We start from the raw sequence: 21,976 nt of genomic DNA, 5'->3' as shown, positions 1-21,976 counted from the left end.
CGGACGCTGCGTTGCAGCGTCCGGCGCCTCGAAGAGGTCTGCGAGCCCTAGAACCTCAGCCCGAGGTTCGCCGTCGCTTTCACGTCGTTCCGTTGAGCCGCCGGCACGGAAACGTTATTCTGGACTACGTTCGCGTCCAGCAGAAGGTGGAAATCCGCGCCGATGTCGTGGTTGTATTTGACGTTGTAGGCCAACTGCGGCGTAAATCCGCGGACAGAGCCTATGGTTTGCTGGAATCCGCCTTGAAGGCTGGAGTACTTGCTGCATTTCAAGGCCAGTTTGAACTCCGCGCGGGTGCCTGCGGACGCGTCCAGCAGGCTGTTCTCCTGGATGTATCCACCGGAGAATGTCAGGCCGCCCATCTGTGTCTGCAGTGCCAGACCCTTGCGTACCGTGCGGATGACCTGGTCTTTCTCTTCCGGGTTCGCGATGTACGTGCCCACCATCTGCAGCGCGCCCGTCGGTTTCAGCGTCACCGATGCATTGACGGTGTTGATCTGATCCGCCGCACCGGTATCGCGCTGCTTATAGTACCCGCTCATCGCCAGCGACTCCATCGGTTTGACGTCCGCCTGGAGCATCGCTATCTGCACCTGGGTGTTGTCCTGCTTCGTCTCATCCCGGTAGGACGCGCCCATCGAGAAGCGGTCCTTCACAGGCACGAGGCTCATCGTGGCCTCCTTTATCGAGGAGGACCCGTTGGGCGTCTGGGCGTCTCCGTACGAGCCGGTGAGTTTGTTCTCTTTCCCGCCAGCCGTGAAGGTCAGTTTGTTTGTGCCGGAAAGCCCGGTCTTGTCGGTGCTGTCCGAATGCGAGAGTGCGACACTCAGGCCGCCGTTGGGGTTGGCTTCGACGCCGACCGCTTTCGTCTGCGCGTCACCCTTTTCGTTGCTCGTCTGACCAAGATTTGCCGTCAGCTTCAACCCGGTGTTGGGGGCGGCCACGATATTGAGTCCGCTCGCAACCTTGTTGATCTTGCCGTCGTCATCGCCGGTGTGCGTAAGGACGACCTTCACGGCGTCGTTGGGATTCGCTTCCACGTTCATTCGCGTGGTGGACGTCTGTTTCGCGCCGTCGTCCGCGCTCACCCGTGAAGCCGTCATCTTGAGCGTCTTCGAGCCGGTGTATTCCATGCCCAGATTCATCGCGTTGGCGCCGTTTTTCACCGTGCGATCGTCGGAGCGCGCCAGGTTGAATTTCAGCCCGTTCTCCAGCACCGACGACATCGACATCTTGGTTCCGACGCCCTGCTTGCCCACGCCGGAGTCGTTCGACACTCCCAGGTTGAAGCGCAACCGGTCCGATGTGCCGCCGGCCATTTCCATCGCAGCGCGTTCGTGGGTACCCTTGTCCGTCTTCTCCCCGGCCAGCGCCGCCGCAAATGACAGCCCGTTGCCCTGTTTTGACGTCACGCTCAAAGAATGCGTGACGGCATCGCCGGAGTCGGCGTGATGGTCCTTCACGGCCAGCGCCACCTGGGTGTTGCCTTCGCCTGCGGCTATATTCATCGCCGCATCACGAGCGGATCCGGACTTGCTGGAATTGGTGAGCGACAGTGATGTGTCGAACTTCAGGCCGTGGTCACCGGAAGCGGCAAGGGCCATCCGGGTCGCCTTTACCGTTTCGCTCTGGCCGTTCTTGCCGGTCGTCACGGTTTCGTTCAACAGTAGAGCGGTAGCGTTCTTGCCCAATTTCTGGTCGAACTGCAGGCGGTCAATGGCGGAATTCTTGCTATCCTTGCCCTGCGCCTCGGACTGCACTTCGTGGAGCGCCGTGAAGCGCGTGGTTCCGGACAGATTCAAGCCCAAGCCGCCGCTCGTCAGGGAGGTGGCCTTCACCACGCCCGTCTTTGCGTCCGGCGTGGAATTATCGATCTTCTTGAAGGTGAGGGCGCCGTTCTGGGCAAGCTGCAGGCTGCCGCTCAGGTTTAGGGCCTGCGAGCCTTTGACCAGCTTCATGGCATCCGCCTGCCCGAACTTCTGCCCCACGCGCGAATAACCGATGTCGAACTGTAGAAGCCCGGTATCGCGTTTCATGTTCAGCAGCATGTTCTGAGCATCGGCCCCGATGTTGGCCCCGGCCGTCTTGTCCACCATGAACGAGCTGGAAATCGTGCTGCCGAACAACAGGCCCTGGCCGCTGAAGCCGAGGCTGGAGAGCGTCTGGTCGCCGGAATTGGTCGGTTTGAAGCCGTACGTCAGGGACAAGCCGGCGTTGGCGGAATTGAGCAATCCGAACGTGCCGACGGTTGCCATCGGCGCGTGCGCCTTGGCTGTGTCGTACTGATAATCGACCTCAACGGAGTCCACAAGGCGGAGAGGTTCCGTGAACGAGAGGGCGCCCATCGAAGCGTCAAAGAGGTAATCCTGCCCCTTGACCATCCGGCGGCCGTTTACCCACACCTGCTCGGTGCGGTCTTCAACAGCCTGACGGGAAATCGCGTAGGGGCCCCGGGTGCCGCGGCCGGCGAAACGTTCCTGGCCCAGTTTGATGTCCGCACGCGCGAACGGGGCCGCCCCAAGCAGGAGAGCGGTCACCAGGACCATTGTTGATGGTGTTCGGGCCGTCATATCTGTCGTAAAGTACTAATCGGCAACGCCGCCCGCTTCAGCGCGCGGCTCACGCTCCAGCATCCTTATACCCTATTCTAGCCCGCCATGCACGTGGGAACCAGTGTATCAACATATAGACGCAAGAATGGCGAAATAAGTTTGCACCTTCATTTTCAGCGTGCCAACGCCCGCCCGGTTACGCGCCCGGACGGCGTCAGGCCTCCGCGACCTGTCCGGAGAGCAATCTGGCCCCCAGGCCCGGACGCTCGCCCGGGGTGAACCGGTCCACGTCAAGCGTAAATCCTCCGCCCGCGATGTCGCCGGCTAGCAACAACGGCGCATCCAGGTCCAGGTATGAGAAAGCGCCCGTCCCGCACGCCAGGTGGACCGACGCCGCGATTCCAACATGGCTCTCGATCATGCAACCCAGCATCAGCATCACGTCCGCCGCCTGGCACATCCGGATGATCTCCAGCGCGCCGGAGATGCCGCTCTTCATCAGCTTGATGTTCACGATCTGTACGCCGCCGGTGTCCAGGATCGCCCGGCAATCCGCCGGAGTCACCACGGCCTCGTCGGCGCCGACCGGGTATTCCCCGTACGCCGCTACCTTTACGAGTCCGGCGATATCGGCTGCCTTCACCGGCTGTTCGAAAAGCGCCATTTCCAGCGAGTTCGCGCGGCAGATATCGAGGAAGGCAATGGCGCCGTCGGCCGTGAAGCTCTGGTTGGCGTCCACAAGCAGCGTCGCTTTGGGCGCCGCTTCCGAGACTGCCTTGATCCGCGCCAGTGCCGTCCGGGGGTCCGTGCCGTCGATCTTGATCTTCAGGTCCTGGATTCCCAGCGCGGCGGCGTCCCGGGCGATCGTCCGCGCCTCGTCCAGGGTGTTGATCGGCACCGTCAGGTCCGTGCGCACGACCGGCTTCTTTCCGCCCCATACCCGCCATAGCGGCTGCCCCACACTCTGCCCATAGGCGTCCATCACCGCGATCTCGAAACCGGCCCGCACCGCGTGAGCCGCGGGGAATTCCGCGGCCAGCATCGCGAAGAGCGCCTCGTAATCCGAGACGTCCGCCCCCTTGACCGCCTCCGCGATGGCCGCCAGGCTTTTCGCGACGTCCTCGTCGGATTCGTGCGTTACGTACTCCGCCGGCGTCAGGGCGCCGTACGCGGTGAGCCCGCCGGTGGTTTTGAGCTCGATGACGAATGACCGCGCGCGATCCGTGCGACCCCTGGCCGTCACAAACGGCGCTTTCAGCGGCATGTAGCGTGTGGTGGTGCTGATGGATTCAATGGCAGTCCGGCTCAAGTTCACTCCTCCTCCGCCTCGGTGTCAGCGGGAGACGTGTATTCCTCCGCTTCCGTTTCGAAGACCCCTTCATGGTCGTCGTAAGCGAACAACTCCGCGTAGCGGCCCCAATCGATCGCGGTGTCCAATTGGCGCTCCGCCTCGTCCTCGCCGAAGAACGTCTTGAGGGTCTTCAGCACGTCGTCGCGCTTCAGCCTCCCATGCGACGCCTGCGGGATACGTTCGACGATATCGCGCAGCAGTTGGATAGTGCCGCTCGTTTGCTCGCGGAAGATCTGCTTGCGCTCCAGAACGTCGGCCTCTGCGAAACGGACTCCGGCCGGCATCAGGTAGACGTCGCCCTCGTCGATGTCGCCCAGTCCCAGCATGTCGATCGCCTGGACCAACGGCAACAGGTCGTCGACCTCCATGTTGAGGTCGCGGCCAACGACGTAGATGTCCTCGCGGTCCTTTCCGAGGTGCAGGCGTTCGACCAAGCCCGTCACCTGGCCGACCGCCACGTGAGGCAGCATCTGATACGCGCGGAGCGGTTTGGCCTCCGCCGCGGGTTGCGGGGCTTCCGGACGGAACGGCGGTGCGGCTTCCGTGGGGTTGGTCATCACGCTGTAGAGGTAATCGACCATTCGCACATGCTCCGGGTGTTCCTTCGCCCGCTCCTCTCGCGGGAGGCCGGGCATGTCCACGCGTACCGTGCCGGGATCGTGTCCCATCACCAGCAAGCGATCGCCCATCGTGACCGCTTCATCGATGTTATGCGTCACGAGGACGATGGCTTTGGTAGGGATCTGCTTGGTGTACCAGAGGGACAGCAGTTCCTTCTTCAGGTTCTCCGCAGTCAGCACGTCAAGCGCCGAAAACGGCTCGTCCATAAACAGGATTTCGGGCTGAACGACCAGAGCGCGCGCGAACCCCACGCGCTGCCGCATGCCGCCCGATAGTTCCTTGGGATAGGCGTCCTCGAAACCGTCGAGGCCGATGGTGTCGATCGCCTTCAGGATGCGCCGCCGCCGCCGGGTTTCGGACAGGTCCGTGTTGAGGAGCCCGACCTCAACGTTCTGGTACACGGAGAGCCAGGGAAACAGCGCGAACGTCTGGAACACGATGGCGATCTGCGAGTTCGGCCCCGTCTGGACCTCCTCGCGGAACCTGACGGCGCCTTCCGACGGCTGGGACAGCCCCGCCAGCATCCTCAGGAGCGTGGATTTGCCGGAACCGGACGGTCCCAGGATGACGACGATTTCGCCCTCGCGCACCTGCATGCACACGTTGCGAAGCACCTCGATCCGCTTGGACGGATCGCCGTAATACTTCGTCACGTTGTCCGCACGCAACAGAATTGTGCTTGCCTGTGTTGTCTGCATACCTGATTTCTCCGAAATCGCGCCTTGGCCCGGCGAAGCGCATCGATCATCCCAGGCGGTACCGCTCTTCCGCGATGGCGTACAGCGGCTTCCAGAGGCAGCGATTCAGCGCCACCACGAACGCCGACATCGTGGCGATGCTCACGATGATCGCCGGCCAGTCGCCGGTCCGCGTGGACTCCGCCAGGAACGCGCCCAGCCCCTTCGCCACAAGGTGATTGTGGCCCCAATCGGCGACTTCGGCCACAATACTCGCGTTCCACGCGCCGCCCGCAGCCGTGAGCGCGCCGGTAACCCACGCAGGGAAAATCGCGGGAAGGATGAGGGTTCGCCACATCGTCCAACCCTTGAGGTGGAAAACCATCGCCGCCTCGCGCAGATCGCCCGGAACGCTCATCGCGCCCGCGATGACGTTGAACAGGATATACCACTGCGTTCCCAGCATCAGGAGCAGGATGCTCCCCCAGTTCAGGTCCACGTGGAACCGCACGAAAGCCAGCACTACCAGCGGGAACACCAGGTTCGCCGGGAATGACGCGCCGATCTGAACCAGAGGCTGCGCCACTTTCGCGAGCTTCGGCGAAAAGCCGATGCGCACCCCGATCGGCGTCCAGATAAGCGTGGAAACCACGACGACCACCAACACGCGCGCCAACGTGAGGAATCCCAAACCCAACACATGAACCACCAGCGCGACCTTCAGGTGCGAGCCTATTGAAAGCGCGCCCTTCGCGGCGAAAAAGGCCGCCGCCAACGTGAGCGCGCCCAGCAGCACGACCCCGATGAACCGGGCCGCCGCCTTTCCCGCCGGGCCTGCGCCGGAGGATTGCTCCGCCTTCAGCGTCACGCGATCCAACCAGCCTGCGAGAGGGGCGAACACCCGACGCTCCGCCCATCCGATGAGTGCACTGTTCCGCAGAACATCAAGGACCACGGAGGAAGGTTCGTTTGCCGATTCCGTCTGCTCAAACTTGAACTTCTGCGACCACGCCACCACGGGACGCCAGAATAACTGGTCCACCGTGATAACCACCAGCACCATCGTGCCGATAGCCCACATGATGGCTCCGTTATCGCCGCGTTGGATGGCGACCGCCATGTACGATCCGATGCCCGGAAGCTTCGGGTCCTTCCCCAGCACGGTGATCGCTTCCGATGCCGCCAGGAAGAACCAGCCGCCGCCGAAACTCATCATCCCGTTCCACACCAGCCCGATCATGCTGAACGGCACTTCCAGCTTCGTGAAGCGCTGCCACCACGTCAGGCGGTAGACGGTCGCCGCCTCCCGCAGCTCACGCGGCAGTATCTTCAGCGAGTGGTAGAACGAGAACGTCATGTTCCACGCCTGCCCGGTGAAGATCGCGAATACGCTAGCGCATTCGAGGCCCATCGCCGAGTTGGGGAACAGCGCCATGAATCCGGTTACCGTTACGCTCAGGAAGCCCAGTACCGGGACCGACTGCAGGATATCCAGCAGCGGGACCATCACCTTCTCCGCCCGCTTGTTGTACGCGGCGACGTAACCGTAGACGAGGGTGAAGACGATGCTGGCAAAAAACGCGAGGAACATGCGCACCAGCGAGCGGAACGCGTATCCGGGCAGCGCGGCCGGGGAGAGGTCGATGACCGTCTCGCGCCCCGGAATGAACGGCGTTCGCGCGCCGTGGATGACATGCAGCACGCCGTAGAGCACGGCAAACAGCGCCACGAAGACGGCGGCATCGCGCCAGCCGAAGCGTGACTGTGAGCGCAGGTCTTTAGTTGTATAGACCGCGACGGGCATGCCGGACTCCTGGGGCCCGAAGGGCCGCGTTCAGGCTAGGGCATGCAGGGGGGAGCGGTCAACCGGGAGGGGTGGACCGGAGAATCAACCACAGGAGCATAAACCACAAAGTGTTGTCTATGGTACTCGCTTAACGCGTAGTGGTGAAGTCGGCTTAGGTTTCCCAGTCTTCAATGCTAAGGCCCGGTACGCGGGAGAACTCACCCGTGTTGTGCGTGACCAGAGTGAGGTTGTTTGCAGCGGAAATTGCGGCGATCTGAAGATCATAGGGGCCGATTGGCGTACCGTTAAGTTCGAGATAGGAACGGATGTGCCCGTACGCTTCCGCGGCACGCTCATCGAACACCAGCATCGTGAACGCGGATAAAAAAGATCGCTGCTTGGCTAGCGCGCTCTCCGGGTTGTTACTCTTCCCCGCTCCAGCAAACAGCTCCGCCATTACCACCGTGCAAACAGCTATCTGATCGGGAGGTGTAGCCCGCAGTCTGTCCCGCAGGAGTTCGCTTCTGCCCGAAAGGTACCGGATGCACGCATTAGTGTCGAGCAGGTAGTTCAGCACGAAAGCGGCTCACGTGTGTCGGATTCGCCTTGTGGCAAACGGACGAGTTCCGGGAGACACCCGAACGTGGCCTCGATGAACCCTGGCGGGTAGTCAGCGGGAGATTGGGGCTCAACCGCGTCCAGGGTGATGACGACATCAAAGACGGTGTCGCGCAGGTGCGTGGGGATGGAAACCGTCAGCGTGCCGTCCCCCTCGGTTATACCCCTTGTCTTGACCGTGATCATTGCCGCGCCCTCCAATCGTGATAATCACCGCGAGCCCCATCTGCAAGAGGATCAAGCTTATCGGCGGATGCGTCCGCTTCAATCTGGTCGTCCCAGACCGAGGCGTCGAACTCCGCAAGCCAGCGCCGGAAAGTCGCGATTTCCGCCGCAGTCAACTCTGCCACCGCTTTCTCTACGGTTTGTAGCCTCGCAATCATCGGTCCCTTTGCGCCGTTGGAAACCGCATGCCAGCCTACCAGGTCCCTGATCGGTGGTGCATGGCGCTGACACTCGCTGCCTAACCAGATTATATCATGCCGGCGGCAGCGCACCCAGTTTGGCGTCCCTCCGAGCAGCGGCGCGGTCGGAAAACCATGCACTGCAGTGACGTGGGTGTTCGGAATGATGCGTGTAGAAGGGCATACAGGACGCGCCGGAACCCGCTGGATGAATCCGGGCGACTGAGCAGTTATTTGCCCTCCGGGCAGGCGGATTCCACGGCCCGGAGGGCAAATCCCTTGAAGAGTCGCCAGTTACGACTGGCGGGTCCAGCGGACCGGGCGGCGCATGTCAGGAGCAGCCTTTCGCGGGCGAGACGCCCACGCCACCGGAATCTCCCCCTCGCCGCGTCTCCCCATCGCCCCCTCCGCCCCTTCGCCCCCCATGATTACCCTCCTCACGACCGGGGGTATCTCTAAATGGTACGCCATCGCGGCGTACCTTGAGGCATCTGACCGGAGGTGACCATGAAGGTGCTGTTGATGGGAGCGGTTGCACTGACTTTGGCAGCGGGAAAAGCCGTTGCGCAACCGGCAAGCGATTACACCATGCAGAACAAATGCGTGGTGGCGAACAGTCTTTGCTTCATCGTGCGCGCGCCGGCCGCGGATCTGTCCGCCACGAAGCGCGTGGACTTGATGAATGACCGCCTCGCTTATATCCTGGGATATGAACGGCTGACGCCGGACAATATCCGGGTGCGCGAACAAGCGAGTGGTCATGCCATTTACGTGGGGAACAGCCTGCTGATCGACGTCACAAGCAATGACGCTGCGGCGGATAAAACCACCACGAAGGCACTCGCTCACGAATGGGTGTCCAGACTTCGCGCGGCCCTGCCCCAGGCGAGGCCGACCATGTACAGCGGCTACGCGGCGCCGAATAGCCGGCGCGAAGCGAAACGCTGACGCGTGGTACCGGCAGGGGGAGGCGCGACCTGGGTGTCGCGCCTCCCCCGTTTTCCCTCAGCTCAGCACGCCGGCATCTTTGAGGGCGCCGGCGGCATTCATCGTGATGGCGCTGTTGGCGATCACCTTATCCGCGCCGGCGGCGACGCCTGCCTCGCGGGTCGTTGTATCCGAATGGCCGCAGAAGGCCACGACCGTGTGTCCGGCCGCCTTCAACTCCTTGACGAGTTCGATGGCGTCATAGGTTCGGGCGTTGAGGTTCACAAGCACGCAGACAGGCTGCTTCTCTGCGATGGCAGCGCGTAGCGGAGCTGGGGCGGCGAAAGACATGACCTCGAGGGCGTTAGCGTTGAGGTTCGCCATTATCTTGCTGGAGAACAGGATGTTGTCCGTAATGAGGTAGATCATAGGCCTCAGTCTAGTCTACCGAGTCAGTATTCGGACGATCGCGACCACATCGCGCAAATCCACGCGGCCAGACCGGTCGATATCGATGGAGGAATCGGTAAGGTTGGCTGCCGCCAGGCCCGCTGCGATCCCGAGGGCGCGCCAGGCGTCCGGCCACCGTAAAGTTGGCGTCGTGTAGGGCGATTCCAATGCCCCGATGTCCACGCTCCGTCCCCTGACCCGGGGCGAGCCGTCCAGGTCGGTTTCACCGGGCAGCGCTACCGCGAGATCACCAGCATCCACGCAAGGCGATGCGGACTGGAGCCGATAGTCTCCGGTGGCGGCGTTGGCGAACAGCGGATCCACGTGGATGTTGCCGTTGCCGTCCAGCGGGTGCCCCGGGCCTGCGTAGTCGCCTCCCGCGTTTCCAAAGACGCAGTTGAACTTGCCGTGCCAGTAGGTATCATCAGAATACCAACCGTATTCCGAACCGCCATCGATGCCCGAAGAGTTGAACGCCAAAATGTTGTTCTCGATGGCGGGACGGCCGTTTACCAAAGCCATTCCTCCGCCGAACGAAGCCTGGTTGCCGGTGAACGTGTTGCCGACAACGCGTCCAATCCCAAACGGCAGGTACAAGCCGCCGCCCGTTTTTCCCGCCTTGTTCCGCGCGAACAGCGAATCAGCGACCCTGACATCCTGGCCGCCGAACGCGACGATCATACCGCCCCCGGACACACCTGCTGAGTTGTCGGCAAAGGTGCACCGGCTGATAGAACTCGGTCCCCCGGTGAGGGAGTTCAGGGACCCGCCTCCTCCCCCGCCCGTGGCCGTATTGCCGATGAACGTACACTGCTCCAGGATCGCACTTCCTGAGGAAAAGATCCCGCCGCCACCGCCAACTTGGTCGTTCTCGGTGACCGCATCATTGTTGACGAATGCGCAACGGCTTGCGGAAACGCTGGACAACCGAGCATAAAGCCCGCCGCCAATGCGGGCCTGGCAGTTTGAGATGGCGCAGTCCTTCAGCGTGAGCGTGGATGAGTTTGCGCTGATGCCGCCGCCGTGGCTGTAGACGTCGGGATCTGATGAGCTCGCCGCGCAATTCGTGATGTTGACGTCGCGAATCTCGGCGGACGACCCCGCCCCGATAGATATGCCGCCGCCGTTGACGGCGCTTCCGTTACGGAACTCGAACCCGTCTACCATCGTGCGGGCGCCTCCGGCGGAAATCGTGAGTGCTGCGCCGAGGCCTCCGGCGTCAATGATCGGGTGCGGCAAGAGGCCCCCAAAACGGTTGACGGCGGATCGCAATCGGGTATAAGGACCCAAGCGAATCCGCTCGGAATACACGCCGCCGTCAACGAATACCTGTCCGCCGCCTGCGGTGGCAAGCGCGTCGATGCCGCCCTGAACGGTGCGCTTGGCGAGCGACCATGAGGAGCCGTCGTTGGCATCATTGCCGCCCAGCTTGACGCGTACGACGATCGGGCTTGAGGGCCAGAGCGTTCCGCCGGATTCATCGGCGCCGATGTCCACGGCCCCGTTTTGGACGCGCGGTTGGCCGTCAATATCCGGCCAGCCTGGAGCCGATCCCACGTCGCCCGCGCCGCGGCACGGCGAGTCCGGCTGGATATGGAAGTTGCCGAAATCCGGCAGGGCGAGTCGCGGATCAGCCTTGATATTCCCATCCTTGCCCGTCGCATCGGCCAGGTCCACGTAATCGGCACCGTTTCCGAACACGCAGTTGTGGCTGAGGACAGGCGACGCCGGGTAGTAACCGTTCACCACCCCTGCATCATTGAACGCGACGAGATTGTTGGCCACGAACGGCTTCGAAGTAAGGCTGCGATTCTCGTCAACAACGTAGATTCCGCCAGCCCCGACGGGACCACCGTTGCCCACAATCGTGTTGTTCACGATCTGCGGCGAGCCGCCTCCGCAGAAGATACCTCCGGTGTAGCTCCACGGCGACCGGTTGTCCGCGATCAGGTTGTTGGCGACTAGCATGCTATCCCCACTGACCGAAACACCCGAACCGGCGTTGCCTATGATCCGATTGCTGGTCACGTGGCCGGTGCAGTCGTACACTACAACGCCCCGGTCCGCGTTGCCCTGCACGACATTGCCTTCGATGGCAACCGTGCCAACATACGCCTCGATGCCGGTACCGTACGTGCCGCCGGAGATCAAGTTGCCCACGGCAACCAGGTCGCCGTTGCCCGCGTAGATTCCGATCCCGTCGTTGTCGCGAAGGAGGCAGCCCCGGATCTCCGACGCTGAACCGTCCGCGCACCAGATGGCGTCCGTGGGATTCGAAGTGATAACGCAGTCCTGAATGAGCGGGTTGGCGCCCTTCATCACGTATATCACCGATGCACCCGGCCACATATCCAGACCGCTGATAGTGAGATGGCGCAGGACTGTCGCGCCATAGCAGACCACGGCGCCGAGAGGAGAGGCACTGTGGTTCACAACGTGCCTGATGGTGAACCCGTCAACGGCAGTATCGCGTCCTGAACCCTTGCTGGTCGAGAAGCAGGACGGCGTTCCAGCGGCGTCCAGAACGGTCTTATTGCGGACCCAGTCCCGCTGGTCACGCGAAGTCTCCGTGCCGGCAAAGCCTCCGTAATACGACATCCCTGCGCCAAACGTATACCGGCCGGAGTACACGCCTGCGGCCACCCAGACCTCGGTGCCGGGCGTGTAATTCTGGGGAATGGTAAGAAACGCCGTACCCCACGATCTACCGTCGTGAGGCGTGCCGGTCGCCTTAGGGTTTACGAATACGATTTCCGCGCGGGCGCCGAACACACTCAGCGCGAACAAGGTGGCAGCCAGGTAAAGTCGCATCGTTTCGTACCTCTTTGACAGTGATGGGATCAAGCGGACGTTTCTGCCCCTATTGTGCTACGCGGAACGCCATCCGGGCCAATAGCATTCCCTCCGCGAAACCTCTGCGTTCCTCCGCGTTCCTCCGCGTTCCTCCGCGTTGGATGAGTGCCCTGTCAATCCAAATCATTACAACGTTTCCAGACAGTCCGCCAATCTGGTAGAATAGAGGGGAACTCAGCCGTCCGTTCGGGCGGCTTTTTTGGGGATTTATGGATCAATCACAATCACATATTCGCAACTTCTGCATCATAGCCCATATCGACCACGGCAAATCGACTCTGGCCGACCGCATCCTTGAACAGACCGGCGCCATCAGCGGGCGCGACATGCAGGCGCAGATACTCGACAGCATGGACCTCGAGCGCGAGCGTGGCATCACCATCAAGATGGCTGCCGTACGCGTGCCGTACCGCTCTAAGGATGGTCAGGAATACACCCTAAACCTCATCGATACGCCGGGCCACGTCGATTTTTCCTACGAGGTCAGCCGCAGCCTGGCTGCCTGTGAAGGCGCGATCCTTGTGGTCGATGCAGCCCAGGGCGTTGAGGCGCAGACGCTGGCCAACGTCAACCTCGCGATGGGGCACAACCTCACCATCATCCCGGTCATCAACAAGATCGACCTCCCCGCGGCAGACCCCGAGCGCGTGGTAGAGGAAATCGAGGACCTGCTGGCCATCCCGGGCGAGGAAGCCATCCTCTGCAGCGCCAAGGAAGGCACCGGCGTCGCCGAGATTCTGGAGGCGATCGTGCACCGCGTGCCGCCGCCAAAGGGCGAGCCGATGGCGCCGCTGCGGGCACTCATCTTCGACAGCCACTACGATCCCTACCTCGGCGTCGTCGCCTACGTCCGCGTGATCGACGGCGCGCTGAAGGCTGGCATGAAGATCAAGATGATGTCCACGACCAAGGTCTTCGAGGTGAACGGCGTCGGCGTGTTCCGCCCGCAAATGGCCGACGTGGACGGCCTCAGCACCGGCGAGGTCGGCTTCCTGCACGGCGCGCTGAAGGACGTGGCGGACGCCCCCGTCGGCGACACCATCACTACAGCCGAGCGCGGAGCGCACACGGCCCTGCACGGCTACCGAAAGGCCAAGCCGATGGTTTACTGCGGCCTCTATCCCATCGAGGGCGACCAGTATCCGGACTTGCGCGACGCACTCGGCCGCCTGCAATTGAACGACGCCGCCCTCTCCTGGGAGGCCGAAACCAGCGCCGCGCTGGGCTTCGGATTCCGCTGCGGCTTCCTCGGATTGCTTCACATGGAGATCGTACAGGAGCGCCTGGAGCGCGAGTTCAACCTGGAGCTCATCGCCACTGCTCCCAGCGTCCTGTTCCGAATCACGCAGACCGACGGGGCCGTGCTGATGGTCGACAATCCCGCCCTCATGCCGCCGCCGCAGAAGATCCAACTGATGGAGGAGCCATTCGTGGCCGCCACCATCATCGTGCCGTCCGACTACGTGGGCACCGTGATGGAACTCTGCAAGGGCCGGCGCGGCGCGTTCAAGAACATGGAGTACAGCGGCACCACCCGCGTGATCCTGACCTACGATCTTCCGCTGAGTGAAATCCTCATGGATTTCTTCGACCAGTTGAAGTCCCGAACGCGCGGCTACGCCAGTTTCGACTACGAGTTCAGCGGCTACATCGAGTCGCACCTCGTGAAACTGGACATCCTTCTGAACGGCGAGATCGTGGACGCACTTTCCTTCATAACCCATCGCGACAACGCCTACGCGCGCGGCAAACTGATGACCGAGAAACTGCGGAAAATCCTGCCGCGCCAGATGATCGACATCAAGATTCAGGCCTCCATCGGCGCGAAGGTCATCGCCAGCGCCCAGATCTCCGCGATGCGCAAGAACGTGATCGCCAAATGCTACGGCGGCGACATCACGCGCAAGCGCAAGCTGCTAGAGAAGCAAAAGGAAGGCAAGAAGCGCATGAAGAGCATTGGAAGCGTAAGCATCCCCCAGGAAGCCTTCATGAGCGTGCTGCGGCTAAACGACGCCTGACCTCCGAAGTGATGAATGCGGAGTGATGAATGATGAGTGTCCGAAGGGGCACTTTGCACTCTCCTTCGCAGCGAATTCGCCCGCGCGCCGCCGGGTCGGCACGTTCCCCGTTCCCACTCGCAACCTTGCCTCCTCGGCCCGTCGCCCCCAGATAGAACAACGCGCGCACCGCCGCAGTCAATGACCAAGTTGACGCCTGCCGGCAGGGTTCTGCGTGGGCCAAAGCAAGAGCTCTGATCCATACATATGTTTCGATCTCCCGGAATCCGACAATTAGTACACATGGATTTATGTATTTCGTGCCAATACACCTGCCGCCGCCCCGTCGGGTCGCAAAGACCTGGTCAAAGTCGTGTGCCCTACCGCACGAACTGAGCGGCTGTGAGGCGGATGGCACGAATCTTGTACAATGAGAGGTAGCAGGCATACATCAAGAATGGGCCTTGATGTGTTTGCTCTGCTCCAGTTGAACCTGGCCGGTGCCAGGGAGGTGGAATTATGCTACGTACGCGACCTGGCCGCGTAGTGAAGATGCTGAACTGCCGCGTGTCCCCGCGCGCCCTTCGAGTGGTGCCCGCCGTGGCGGCACTGCTGTGTTCTGCCGGCACCGCGCATTCGGAAGATTACGTTCCCGGCGTTGCGGTTGTGCCCGAGGTGCGAACCCCATCGGGCGAACTGCGAACGTACCGCACGGGACTAGGTTTTTCCTATTGGCGTTCGGACCTTCCCATCTACAAGGGCGACAAGGTCCTTCTCAATGTTTTCGTGTGCCTCGGCGGAGCCGACCTCGCCGAGTCCCGTGTTCGCGTTGACAATGAGGAAATCAGCCGGCGCACGACAGCGCCGTGGAGCGCCCAACTGGACACCGGCACGCTCAAAGATGGCTACCATTTCGTGGAAGCCTGGGCCAAGACGCAGGGCGGCAACCCGCACACAGCGACGGCAACGGTAACGCTTTTCATCGATCCGCACGCACCGGGCGCCTCACCTCAGGCCCCCATTGTCGAGCCGCTTGCCAGCACGCCGGACCCCGCGGTCCTGACATTGCCGCCGGCCCAGGGCGGTCCCTCCGTCTCGCTCTCGTGCGACGATCCCGCCGGCAAGGCCGCGCTCGCGAAGGGAAGCCCGGTTCGGATCGCCGACCCGGTGATATTCGCCGTCAGCGGACCCGGCCCGGCGGAAGGTTTCATCTACGCGCTTTACCGCGGCGGGAACCAGATACACAAGTCCGATATTCTTCCGACCGCAACCCGCATCAAACTTCGCCGCAACGCCCCGGGTATTCCCGGCCTACTCCCCGGCGCGATCACGTTAGTGGTGTGGGGCACGGACAAGGAAGGCCGCATCGGGGCCGCGCGAAGGGTTGCGCTGGAGGTGCCTTCGGCCGCGAGCGTATCCACCGAGACCGTGCCGTTTGAGACGCCGGGCGCCGCAATCGGTCCCGGCGCTGTTGGAGAACTCAAGGAAGGCAAACCATGAATCGCGCACTGATATCCTTCGCGCTGATAGCCTCGTGCGCAGCGTCTCCAGCTTCCGCTAAGACTGTCGTGGGCGCGCGACCGGCCAAGGCGCTGCCATCGCCGCCCTACTCCTTCCTGCCGAAACAGCCGGGCACGGTCCAGGGTGTGATGAAGCAATTGGAGGGGAGCCCAAAGCTACAGGACCGTTACGCCAACCACTTCCACATGTCTCGCCAGGACCTGATGACCTACTTCCGCACCGGCCTCGTGGAAGCGGTGATCCCCGCCACGCGCCCGTATACCGTCTGGATGGCCGGCAAGGACGGCCGGAAATACGCCAAACTCAAGACGATGCGCAAGGGCCAGCGCGTGATCGCGCTTCGCGATGGCACACCGGTGCTGCACTCCCGGTGCGGCAACCCGTTCCTCTCGCACCTCAAATTCGTGCCCAAGCCTTACCGCGTGGCGAAGGTCAAGCCGAGTTCCGAGTCGAGGCGGCGTTACGCGGGCCTCGTAATTCCGTATGAAACAGAGTCCGGATTCCTGTCTGAAGCGCCGTACGAGCTTCCGCTGTCAACGGCGTTCGCGGATGTCCCTGTCAGCGCCGTGAGCAGCCATCGCCTGTTCGTGCCCTTCTGGTGGCGGAGCGGTTCCAGCCAGTCTATTCCCGAACCCCGCTCCGTGGCTTTGCTGGCCGTCGGCGCCCTGCCGCTTCTTGCCCTGATCCGACGCCGCAAGTCCGCCTGAACGCGGTGTCGGGACGCGGGTGGCCGTGCCGGTGGCTACTGGAACCGGCACCTCCTCCGTTGTGTTCCGGGAGGTAGCAAAGACAGGCGGCTGACTCCTGCGTCAGCCGTGCCGGCAATCGATTTCCTCACCCGGACAACCCAATGGACCTTCAACAGAACAAGCGACAGTATGTACACTTCTCGTTCCACCGCCTCGATCCCGCGTTCCGGCGCCTTCCCAGGGCCGATAAAGACGAGGCGCTCCGTGAATACGCGGATGCGATGGGTACCGGCGGCGACGACAAGATGCTGTTCACATACAGCCTCGTCGGCCTGCGCGCCGAAGTCGACTTCATGATGTGGCGCATCGCTTACGACACGGACGCTTTGCAGGCTCACACGGCAAGGCTGAACCACACGATGCTCGCGGGTTACCTCACCTCGCCGTATGCTTTCCTCAGCCAGACCAAGCATAGCGTTTACGTGGACAAGCACGAGCACCCGGGCCAGGAGGGACGCCGGCTGTCGCTCAACCCGGGAACGCGAAAATACCTGTTCATCTACCCGTTCCTCAAAACGCGGCCGTGGTATCTGCTGAGCAAGGAAGAGCGCCAGAAAGCGATGGACGTGCACATCGCGGTTGGGCACCGCTTTCCGTCCGTGAAACTGAACACCACGTATTCGTTCGGGCTCGACGACCAGGAGTTCGTGGTCGCATTCGAGACGAACGAACCCGGTGATTTCCTCGATCTGGTGATGGCCCTGCGCGAGACGGAAAGCAGCCTCTTCACGTTGCGGGACACCCCCATCTTCACGTGCGTGCGCCAGGACATCGGCGACATCCTGGCGTCACTGGCGTAGCGTCAGGGTCGGGTTCCGGGTTTCGGGTTCCAACCTGACTTTCCGCCCGTCCGGTTCTTTGAACGGATCCCGCACCGGTTTACCACTCGCGAATCCGTGGGTACACGCCGTTCAAGGAGGTGGACGGTATGTACGTCACAGTTACATCCGGCGAGGTGAATCCCGCGGAAGCAGCGAAGGTCGAGGGCTCACTGCAACGCATCCTCCCACGCGTGAAGGCTTTTCCAGGTGTCCTGGCAATCGTGCACTATGTGCGTCCGGAGAAGGGTGACGACGTGACGATCATCGTATGGGAAAACCAGCAGGCCTGCCAGGCCTACCGGGAGAGCCCGCTGATGCAAGAGGTTCTGGCTGTTGAGCGTGATATGGGAGTCAAGATAACCCGGGAAGGTTACCCGGTCTCCTACGGCGCCCTGCAGGGTTCATAGTATCCAGTTCCGAGTTCCGGGTTCCGGGTTCCGGGTTCCGAGTTCCGGGTTCCGGGTTCCGGGTTCCGGGTCGCGGAACTCGGAGCCCGGAACTCGGAACTCCTCCTACGGGGTTGTCAGCGCTTCCACCGGTTTCTTCAGCCAACGTGCGTACCACTTCGAAGTCGCGGCGCGCCATTCCGGCATCACTTCATGGTCGCGAAGGGGTACGATGAGCAGTTGCTTCTGTGTGCCCTTTGGCAGGCGATTATACGCGGCGGCGCCGCCCTGCGGGGGACAGGTGCGGTCCATTTCTCCGGCGCTGATGAGCGTCGGACATTTTATGTGTCCCGCCATGAAGGCCGCATCGATGTAGCCGATGGTCTTGCGGATGGCCGCGCCCTCTTCAGTCTGCGACTCGAACCGCGAACGCAAGCCGGAAAAGCCTCCCCGGGTGGTCAGGCGGACGGAGTCCGGCCAATCGCAGAGGAACGGGACGTTTGCGGAGCAGACAGCCACTCGCGGTTCCATGGCCGCGGTGGCCAAAGCAAATGCGCCGCCCTGGCTGCTCCCCTCGACGCCAACCGACTGAGCATTCACCTCCGGCCGCGTCATCAGCCACTGGATGGCGCGGAGGCAGTCCATATACGCGCCGCGATAGTAGTACTTGTCGGGCTCCGTGATATTCCATGACAGATGGTCGTCTGGCAGCTTCCAGAACGCGTTGGAGGGGCCGTGTCCGCGCGGATTCACGCTCAGAACGATAAAGCCGTCGGCTGTCCGGTCGAGCGGCGGTTCCTCGGCCCCGTAACCGGGCATCACCTGGATGGCGGGGTAGCGTCTGGGCGATTTACCGCCCAGGACGTCCACATCCTTCGGGACGAAATACCAGCAGGCGAACGAAACGCCGTCGATGGAATCCAGTACGACCTTGTACAGCTTCCCGGTCCGGGTTGCGCGGCCCTCGACCTCGGTGATCCGGGGATTCGCAGGCACGGCGGCCAGTTCCTCCCTGGCCTTCTCCCAGTGCGCCGCCCAGTCTTTCGGTTCTTCCCAACCGGGCGCGCCGCGATACGTCTCCAGTTTGGTGCCCACCGCAAGACTGCGATACTCCGCCACGCTGCCGGGGTCTGAGTAACCCACCGGCCGCAGCGTCACGCTGCCTGCGCGGTTCCCGGGCAGCGCCTCCACCTCGAAACGCGCCGGCCCGCCTGCGGTGCGCAAATGGCGGACGATCGTGTCGCTGGCCCCGACCGACGTGAACGTGACATCAACCGGAAGGCACAGGCCGGCGATCGGCTCCGGCTCGAAGATGAGCGCGGGATGGCCCCCGGTCGGGTCGAAGCGGAACCGGAATGGGCGTGTGAGTGTCGGTGCGCAGTCCGTCGGGGCGGCGGAGGAGTCCAGCACCACCACGCCCCAGGTGAGTGTGTTCAAGCCGAGAGGATCCTTCGGAATCCACGTTTCAGGCCCGCCCTTTCGGGCGAATCCGATATTGAGCGGGACCAGTGCATTCCGCTCACCCGGAGGCAAACCGAGAGACTTCCATGTGCGGGTGAAGTCCACAACGCCGTCCTTCAGCGCCATCTTGCGGGTTGCGCCGGTGAACTGGAGGCTCAGGGTGCCTTCCTGAGCCGCGCCGGTGAGGTGCGCGTAAACGGATTCGGCATCCCAGGCAATTGACAGGCTCCCCAGCGTTGAACCATCTGCCAGGGTGAGGGGCACGGACGGGGCTTTTTCCCACCAGCGGCCGGCCGAAAATGGAACAGCGGCAAAGGGCCTCGACGGGGTCGCCGCAACGGTGGCGGCGATGAGCGGCAGCAGGGCCGCAAGCGCGAACAATCTGATCAGCATAGTCTGCACGACGGGGTAATGGCGGCCCCCCAACTCTCCTCTCTTCTCATCAAGCAGTCATCATTCACCAGTCCGTTGGCCGAGCGCGGGCGCAATGGCGGGCATAACGTGGAGCCAGTCATGTATCGTTCCCCGCCTTTCCGGCTCGTGCCCCGGTACGTTCAGGATACCACGACACGCGGCTCATTTCGATGGGAATGTCCTCCCATTTTCGCGGTTTCACAATCGCGTGCCTTCGCGCGTCGTCTAGAATGGGTTTGTACTCAGTCTGAACCGGGCATCGAACCATGGAGGTTAGGATATGAAGCTCTTTGTCGACACGGCCAATATGGCCGAAATTGTGGAAGCCAACAGCTGGGGCGTTCTGGACGGCGTCACCACGAACCCCAGCCTTGTCGCGAAAGAGGGCGTGGACCTGAAGACCCACATCCTTCGGATCTGCGACATCGTCGATGGCCCTGTGAGCGCCGAAACAGTGCAGCCACTCGCCGAGGACATGATTAAGGAAGCCCGCGAAATCGCGAAATGGCACCCAAATGTCCACGTTAAAATCCCGATGACCAAGGAAGGCATGAAATGCCTGAAGGTCGTCAGCCAGGAAGGCATCAAGACAAACGTCACCCTCGTCTTCAGCGCCAACCAGGCCATCCTCGCCGCGAAGAACGGCGCCACGTTTGTGAGCGTGTTCCTGGGCCGCGTTGACGACCTCGGCGGCTCGGGAATGGACACGGTTCGCCAGTGCGTTGAGATTTTCGCCAACTATGGATTCGAGAGCCAGGTACTCGCCGCCAGCATTCGCAGCGCCTTGCACGTCACCCAGGCAGCCGAAGTCGCGGCGGACATCAGCACTATCCCCTTCAAGATCTTCGAGCAGATGTTCCATCACCCGCTGACAGACATCGGCATCTCCAAGTTCAACGCCGACTGGGAAAAGGCGCAGAAGGCCCTGAAGGACACGAAGAACAAGTGACCGACTCCAACACCCTCATCGCCGGCGTCGATATCGGCGGGACGAAACTCGCCGTCGGCGTGACGGATCTCGACGGCAATATCCTCGCGGAGCGCCGGCAGCCGTCGGACGTGAAGCGTGGCCCGAACGCGGTTGTCGCGGACATTATCGCGATGGTCAAGGCGACGCTTGCGGAGGCCGGGGGCGGCCCGGACAGCCTGGCTTTTCTGGGGGTTGCGTCGCCCGGCCCGCTGAGCCAGAGCCGCGGCGTCATCCTTTCGACCCCCAACATGCCAGGCTGGGAGAACTATCCTCTCATCGCCCAACTGCACGATGAGTTCGGCTGCCAGACTGTGCTTGAGAACGACGCCAACGCCGCCTGCCTGGGCGAGGCGCTCTTTGGCGCCGGCGTCGGTCATCGGTTCGTCGTCTACTTCACCATCAGCACCGGTATCGGGGGCGGCTTCGTCCAGGATGGCCGGATCCTGCACGGCAAGGACGGGAACGCCGCCGAGTTCGGGCACCAGATAATCGTGCCGTTCAACGGCGCGCTCTGCGGTTGCGGCTGCTATGGCCACCTGGAAGCCTACGCCAACGGGAAGAACATCGTCCGTCGCGCCGTTGAATGCATGGAAGCGGGCGAAAAATCCTCGATCATGACATACGTGCCCGAGGGTTCGCCGCTGACGACACGCGAACTGGCCGCTGCCGCAAACGCGGGCGACCCTCTCGCCAAACGGATCTGGAACGAGACAGGGGACTATCTCGGCATCGGCATCGTGAATGTAGTCCAGAGTTTCAACCCCGGCGTGGTTGTGCTGGGCGGCGGCATCACAAAGGTGGGCCATCTTCTTTTCGAACCGACGCAATGCTCGGTGGATGCCCGCCTGATGCCCGACTACAAAGGAACGTTCACCATCGAGCCCGCCAAACTCGGCGATCGCGTGGGCGTCATGGGTGCGGTCGGCCTGGCTCTGCGGCACGGCATCCTGCGAAAAGCCTCGTGATGACGACTCCCGGGATATCGATACCAATTTCGCGCACGCCGGAAGGCGCCGGGCTTTCGCTGCCGTCGTACGCGACGGCCGGCGCCGCGGGGATGGATCTGCTGGCCGCGTGCGAGACCGAAATCACGCTCACGCCCGGCGGGCGCGCGCTCATACCGGCGGGCATCCGGATAGCGTTGCCGGAAGGGTATGAAGCACAGGTGCGGCCGCGCAGCGGACTGGCGTTGAAACACGGGGTCACCTGCCTGAACAGCCCCGGCACCATCGATTCGGATTATCGCGGCGCCGTCGGCGTCATACTCGCGAACCTGGGAACCGAACCGTTCACCGTCCGGCGCGGAGACCGCATCGCGCAGATGGTCGTCGCCCCGGTGACCCACGCGGCGTGGGATGAACGCGACGCTCTGCCGGAGACCGCGCGCGGAGACGGCGGGTTCGGCCATACGGGGTGAC

At 62.6% G+C, this 21,976-nt stretch carries 18 protein-coding genes; 9 read left to right on the top strand and 9 right to left on the bottom strand.

The genetic code is table 11. The features are described from left to right. Positions 1-47: 47 nt before the first annotated feature. The 6 genes from VGM51_09775 to VGM51_09750 form a co-directional block, all read right to left on the bottom strand. Entirely contained in the window at positions 48-2,570 is a 2,523-nt protein-coding gene (locus VGM51_09775) for a hypothetical protein (GenBank protein HEY3413328.1), read from the bottom strand. 196 nt (positions 2,571-2,766) lie between these two features. Further along, positions 2,767-3,861 carry a dipeptide epimerase gene (locus VGM51_09770; protein HEY3413327.1) on the bottom strand — a complete coding sequence of 365 codons (1,095 nt, stop codon included), beginning with the start codon at positions 3,859-3,861 and terminating at the stop codon, positions 2,767-2,769. A 2-nt stretch (positions 3,862-3,863) separates the two neighbouring features. Beyond that, positions 3,864-5,222, bottom strand: a complete 1,359-nt coding sequence (locus VGM51_09765) for a nitrate/sulfonate/bicarbonate ABC transporter ATP-binding protein (protein ID HEY3413326.1) — start codon at positions 5,220-5,222, stop codon at positions 3,864-3,866. Positions 5,223-5,268: 46 nt separating this feature from the next. Next, entirely contained in the window at positions 5,269-7,005 is a 1,737-nt protein-coding gene (locus VGM51_09760; protein ID HEY3413325.1) for an ABC transporter permease subunit, read from the bottom strand. 154 nt (positions 7,006-7,159) lie between these two features. After that, on the bottom strand, positions 7,160-7,564 hold the full coding sequence (locus VGM51_09755) for a type II toxin-antitoxin system VapC family toxin (protein HEY3413324.1): 405 nt from the start codon (positions 7,562-7,564) through the stop codon (positions 7,160-7,162). Continuing rightward, complete coding sequence (locus tag VGM51_09750) at positions 7,558-7,791, bottom strand: hypothetical protein (GenBank protein ID HEY3413323.1); 234 nt, start codon at positions 7,789-7,791, stop codon at positions 7,558-7,560. The genes VGM51_09755 and VGM51_09750 overlap by 7 nt, the downstream gene beginning before the upstream one ends. Before the next feature lie 725 nt (positions 7,792-8,516). Here VGM51_09750 and VGM51_09745 point away from each other — a divergent pair. Then, positions 8,517-8,957 carry a hypothetical protein gene (locus VGM51_09745; protein HEY3413322.1) on the top strand — a complete coding sequence of 147 codons (441 nt, stop codon included), beginning with the start codon at positions 8,517-8,519 and terminating at the stop codon, positions 8,955-8,957. Positions 8,958-9,014: 57 nt separating this feature from the next. Here the strand turns inward: VGM51_09745 and VGM51_09740 are convergent, their stop codons facing one another. Together VGM51_09740 and VGM51_09735 are read right to left on the bottom strand one after the other, a co-directional pair. After that, positions 9,015-9,365, bottom strand: a complete 351-nt coding sequence (locus VGM51_09740) for a hypothetical protein (GenBank protein HEY3413321.1) — start codon at positions 9,363-9,365, stop codon at positions 9,015-9,017. Positions 9,366-9,380: 15 nt separating this feature from the next. Then, positions 9,381-12,197 carry a right-handed parallel beta-helix repeat-containing protein gene (locus VGM51_09735; protein ID HEY3413320.1) on the bottom strand — a complete coding sequence of 939 codons (2,817 nt, stop codon included), beginning with the start codon at positions 12,195-12,197 and terminating at the stop codon, positions 9,381-9,383. Positions 12,198-12,448: 251 nt separating this feature from the next. Here VGM51_09735 and lepA point away from each other — a divergent pair, with 251 nt between their 5' ends. From lepA to VGM51_09710, 5 genes are all read left to right on the top strand, one after another. After that, entirely contained in the window at positions 12,449-14,257 is a 1,809-nt protein-coding gene (gene lepA, locus VGM51_09730) for a translation elongation factor 4 (protein ID HEY3413319.1), read from the top strand. Positions 14,258-14,755: 498 nt separating this feature from the next. Beyond that, positions 14,756-15,736 carry a hypothetical protein gene (locus VGM51_09725; protein ID HEY3413318.1) on the top strand — a complete coding sequence of 327 codons (981 nt, stop codon included), beginning with the start codon at positions 14,756-14,758 and terminating at the stop codon, positions 15,734-15,736. Beyond that, entirely contained in the window at positions 15,733-16,464 is a 732-nt protein-coding gene (locus tag VGM51_09720; GenBank protein HEY3413317.1) for a PEP-CTERM sorting domain-containing protein, read from the top strand. The genes VGM51_09725 and VGM51_09720 overlap by 4 nt, the downstream gene beginning before the upstream one ends. 143 nt (positions 16,465-16,607) lie before the next feature. Continuing rightward, positions 16,608-17,306, top strand: a complete 699-nt coding sequence (locus tag VGM51_09715; GenBank protein HEY3413316.1) for a chlorite dismutase family protein — start codon at positions 16,608-16,610, stop codon at positions 17,304-17,306. Positions 17,307-17,434: 128 nt separating this feature from the next. Then, positions 17,435-17,734 carry an antibiotic biosynthesis monooxygenase gene (locus tag VGM51_09710; GenBank protein HEY3413315.1) on the top strand — a complete coding sequence of 100 codons (300 nt, stop codon included), beginning with the start codon at positions 17,435-17,437 and terminating at the stop codon, positions 17,732-17,734. Between the two features lie 105 nt (positions 17,735-17,839). On the opposite strand, the gene VGM51_09705 is transcribed toward VGM51_09710, so the two are convergent. Continuing rightward, complete coding sequence (locus VGM51_09705; GenBank protein HEY3413314.1) at positions 17,840-19,567, bottom strand: acetylxylan esterase; 1,728 nt, start codon at positions 19,565-19,567, stop codon at positions 17,840-17,842. A gap of 301 nt (positions 19,568-19,868) precedes the next feature. Here VGM51_09705 and fsa point away from each other — a divergent pair, with 301 nt between their 5' ends. Genes fsa through dut form a run of 3 tightly spaced genes read left to right on the top strand, consistent with a single transcriptional unit; the run spans position 19,869 to position 21,975 of the window. Next, positions 19,869-20,537, top strand: coding sequence for a fructose-6-phosphate aldolase (gene fsa, locus VGM51_09700; GenBank protein ID HEY3413313.1), 669 nt, complete (start codon positions 19,869-19,871; stop codon positions 20,535-20,537). Continuing rightward, the gene (locus tag VGM51_09695) at positions 20,534-21,523 is read left to right on the top strand and encodes an ROK family protein (GenBank protein ID HEY3413312.1); all 990 of its coding nucleotides are present in this window, start codon (positions 20,534-20,536) and stop codon (positions 21,521-21,523) included. The genes fsa and VGM51_09695 overlap by 4 nt, the downstream gene beginning before the upstream one ends. After that, positions 21,523-21,975, top strand: a complete 453-nt coding sequence (dut, locus tag VGM51_09690; protein ID HEY3413311.1) for a dUTP diphosphatase — start codon at positions 21,523-21,525, stop codon at positions 21,973-21,975. Before VGM51_09695 ends, dut begins: the two co-directional genes overlap by 1 nt. Position 21,976: the final 1 nt, after the last annotated feature.

The sequence above is a fragment of the Armatimonadota bacterium genome (assembly GCA_036504095.1).
GTDB lineage: Bacteria > Armatimonadota > DTGP01 > JAKQQT01 > JAKQQT01 > DASXUL01.
The sequence above is the reverse complement of the archived record's forward strand: the minus strand, read 5'-3'. Positions and strand labels throughout refer to the sequence as shown.

Excerpts from the sequence above, each read along its gene's own strand:
- VGM51_09775 (HEY3413328.1), bottom strand. The coding sequence starts at position 2,570 with ATGACGGCCCGAACACCATCAACAATGGTCCTGGTGACCGCTCTCCTG.
- VGM51_09710 (HEY3413315.1), top strand. The coding sequence starts at position 17,435 with ATGTACGTCACAGTTACATCCGGCGAGGTGAATCCCGCGGAAGCAGCG.
- dut (HEY3413311.1), top strand. The coding sequence starts at position 21,523 with ATGACGACTCCCGGGATATCGATACCAATTTCGCGCACGCCGGAAGGC.
- VGM51_09765 (HEY3413326.1), bottom strand. The coding sequence starts at position 5,222 with ATGCAGACAACACAGGCAAGCACAATTCTGTTGCGTGCGGACAACGTG.
- VGM51_09760 (HEY3413325.1), bottom strand. The coding sequence starts at position 7,005 with ATGCCCGTCGCGGTCTATACAACTAAAGACCTGCGCTCACAGTCACGC.
- lepA (HEY3413319.1), top strand. The coding sequence starts at position 12,449 with ATGGATCAATCACAATCACATATTCGCAACTTCTGCATCATAGCCCAT.
- VGM51_09735 (HEY3413320.1), bottom strand. The coding sequence starts at position 12,197 with ATGCGACTTTACCTGGCTGCCACCTTGTTCGCGCTGAGTGTGTTCGGC.
- VGM51_09725 (HEY3413318.1), top strand. The coding sequence starts at position 14,756 with ATGCTACGTACGCGACCTGGCCGCGTAGTGAAGATGCTGAACTGCCGC.
- VGM51_09720 (HEY3413317.1), top strand. The coding sequence starts at position 15,733 with ATGAATCGCGCACTGATATCCTTCGCGCTGATAGCCTCGTGCGCAGCG.
- VGM51_09740 (HEY3413321.1), bottom strand. The coding sequence starts at position 9,365 with ATGATCTACCTCATTACGGACAACATCCTGTTCTCCAGCAAGATAATG.
- VGM51_09745 (HEY3413322.1), top strand. The coding sequence starts at position 8,517 with ATGAAGGTGCTGTTGATGGGAGCGGTTGCACTGACTTTGGCAGCGGGA.
- VGM51_09750 (HEY3413323.1), bottom strand. The coding sequence starts at position 7,791 with ATGATCACGGTCAAGACAAGGGGTATAACCGAGGGGGACGGCACGCTG.
- VGM51_09705 (HEY3413314.1), bottom strand. The coding sequence starts at position 19,567 with ATGCTGATCAGATTGTTCGCGCTTGCGGCCCTGCTGCCGCTCATCGCC.
- VGM51_09715 (HEY3413316.1), top strand. The coding sequence starts at position 16,608 with ATGGACCTTCAACAGAACAAGCGACAGTATGTACACTTCTCGTTCCAC.
- fsa (HEY3413313.1), top strand. The coding sequence starts at position 19,869 with ATGAAGCTCTTTGTCGACACGGCCAATATGGCCGAAATTGTGGAAGCC.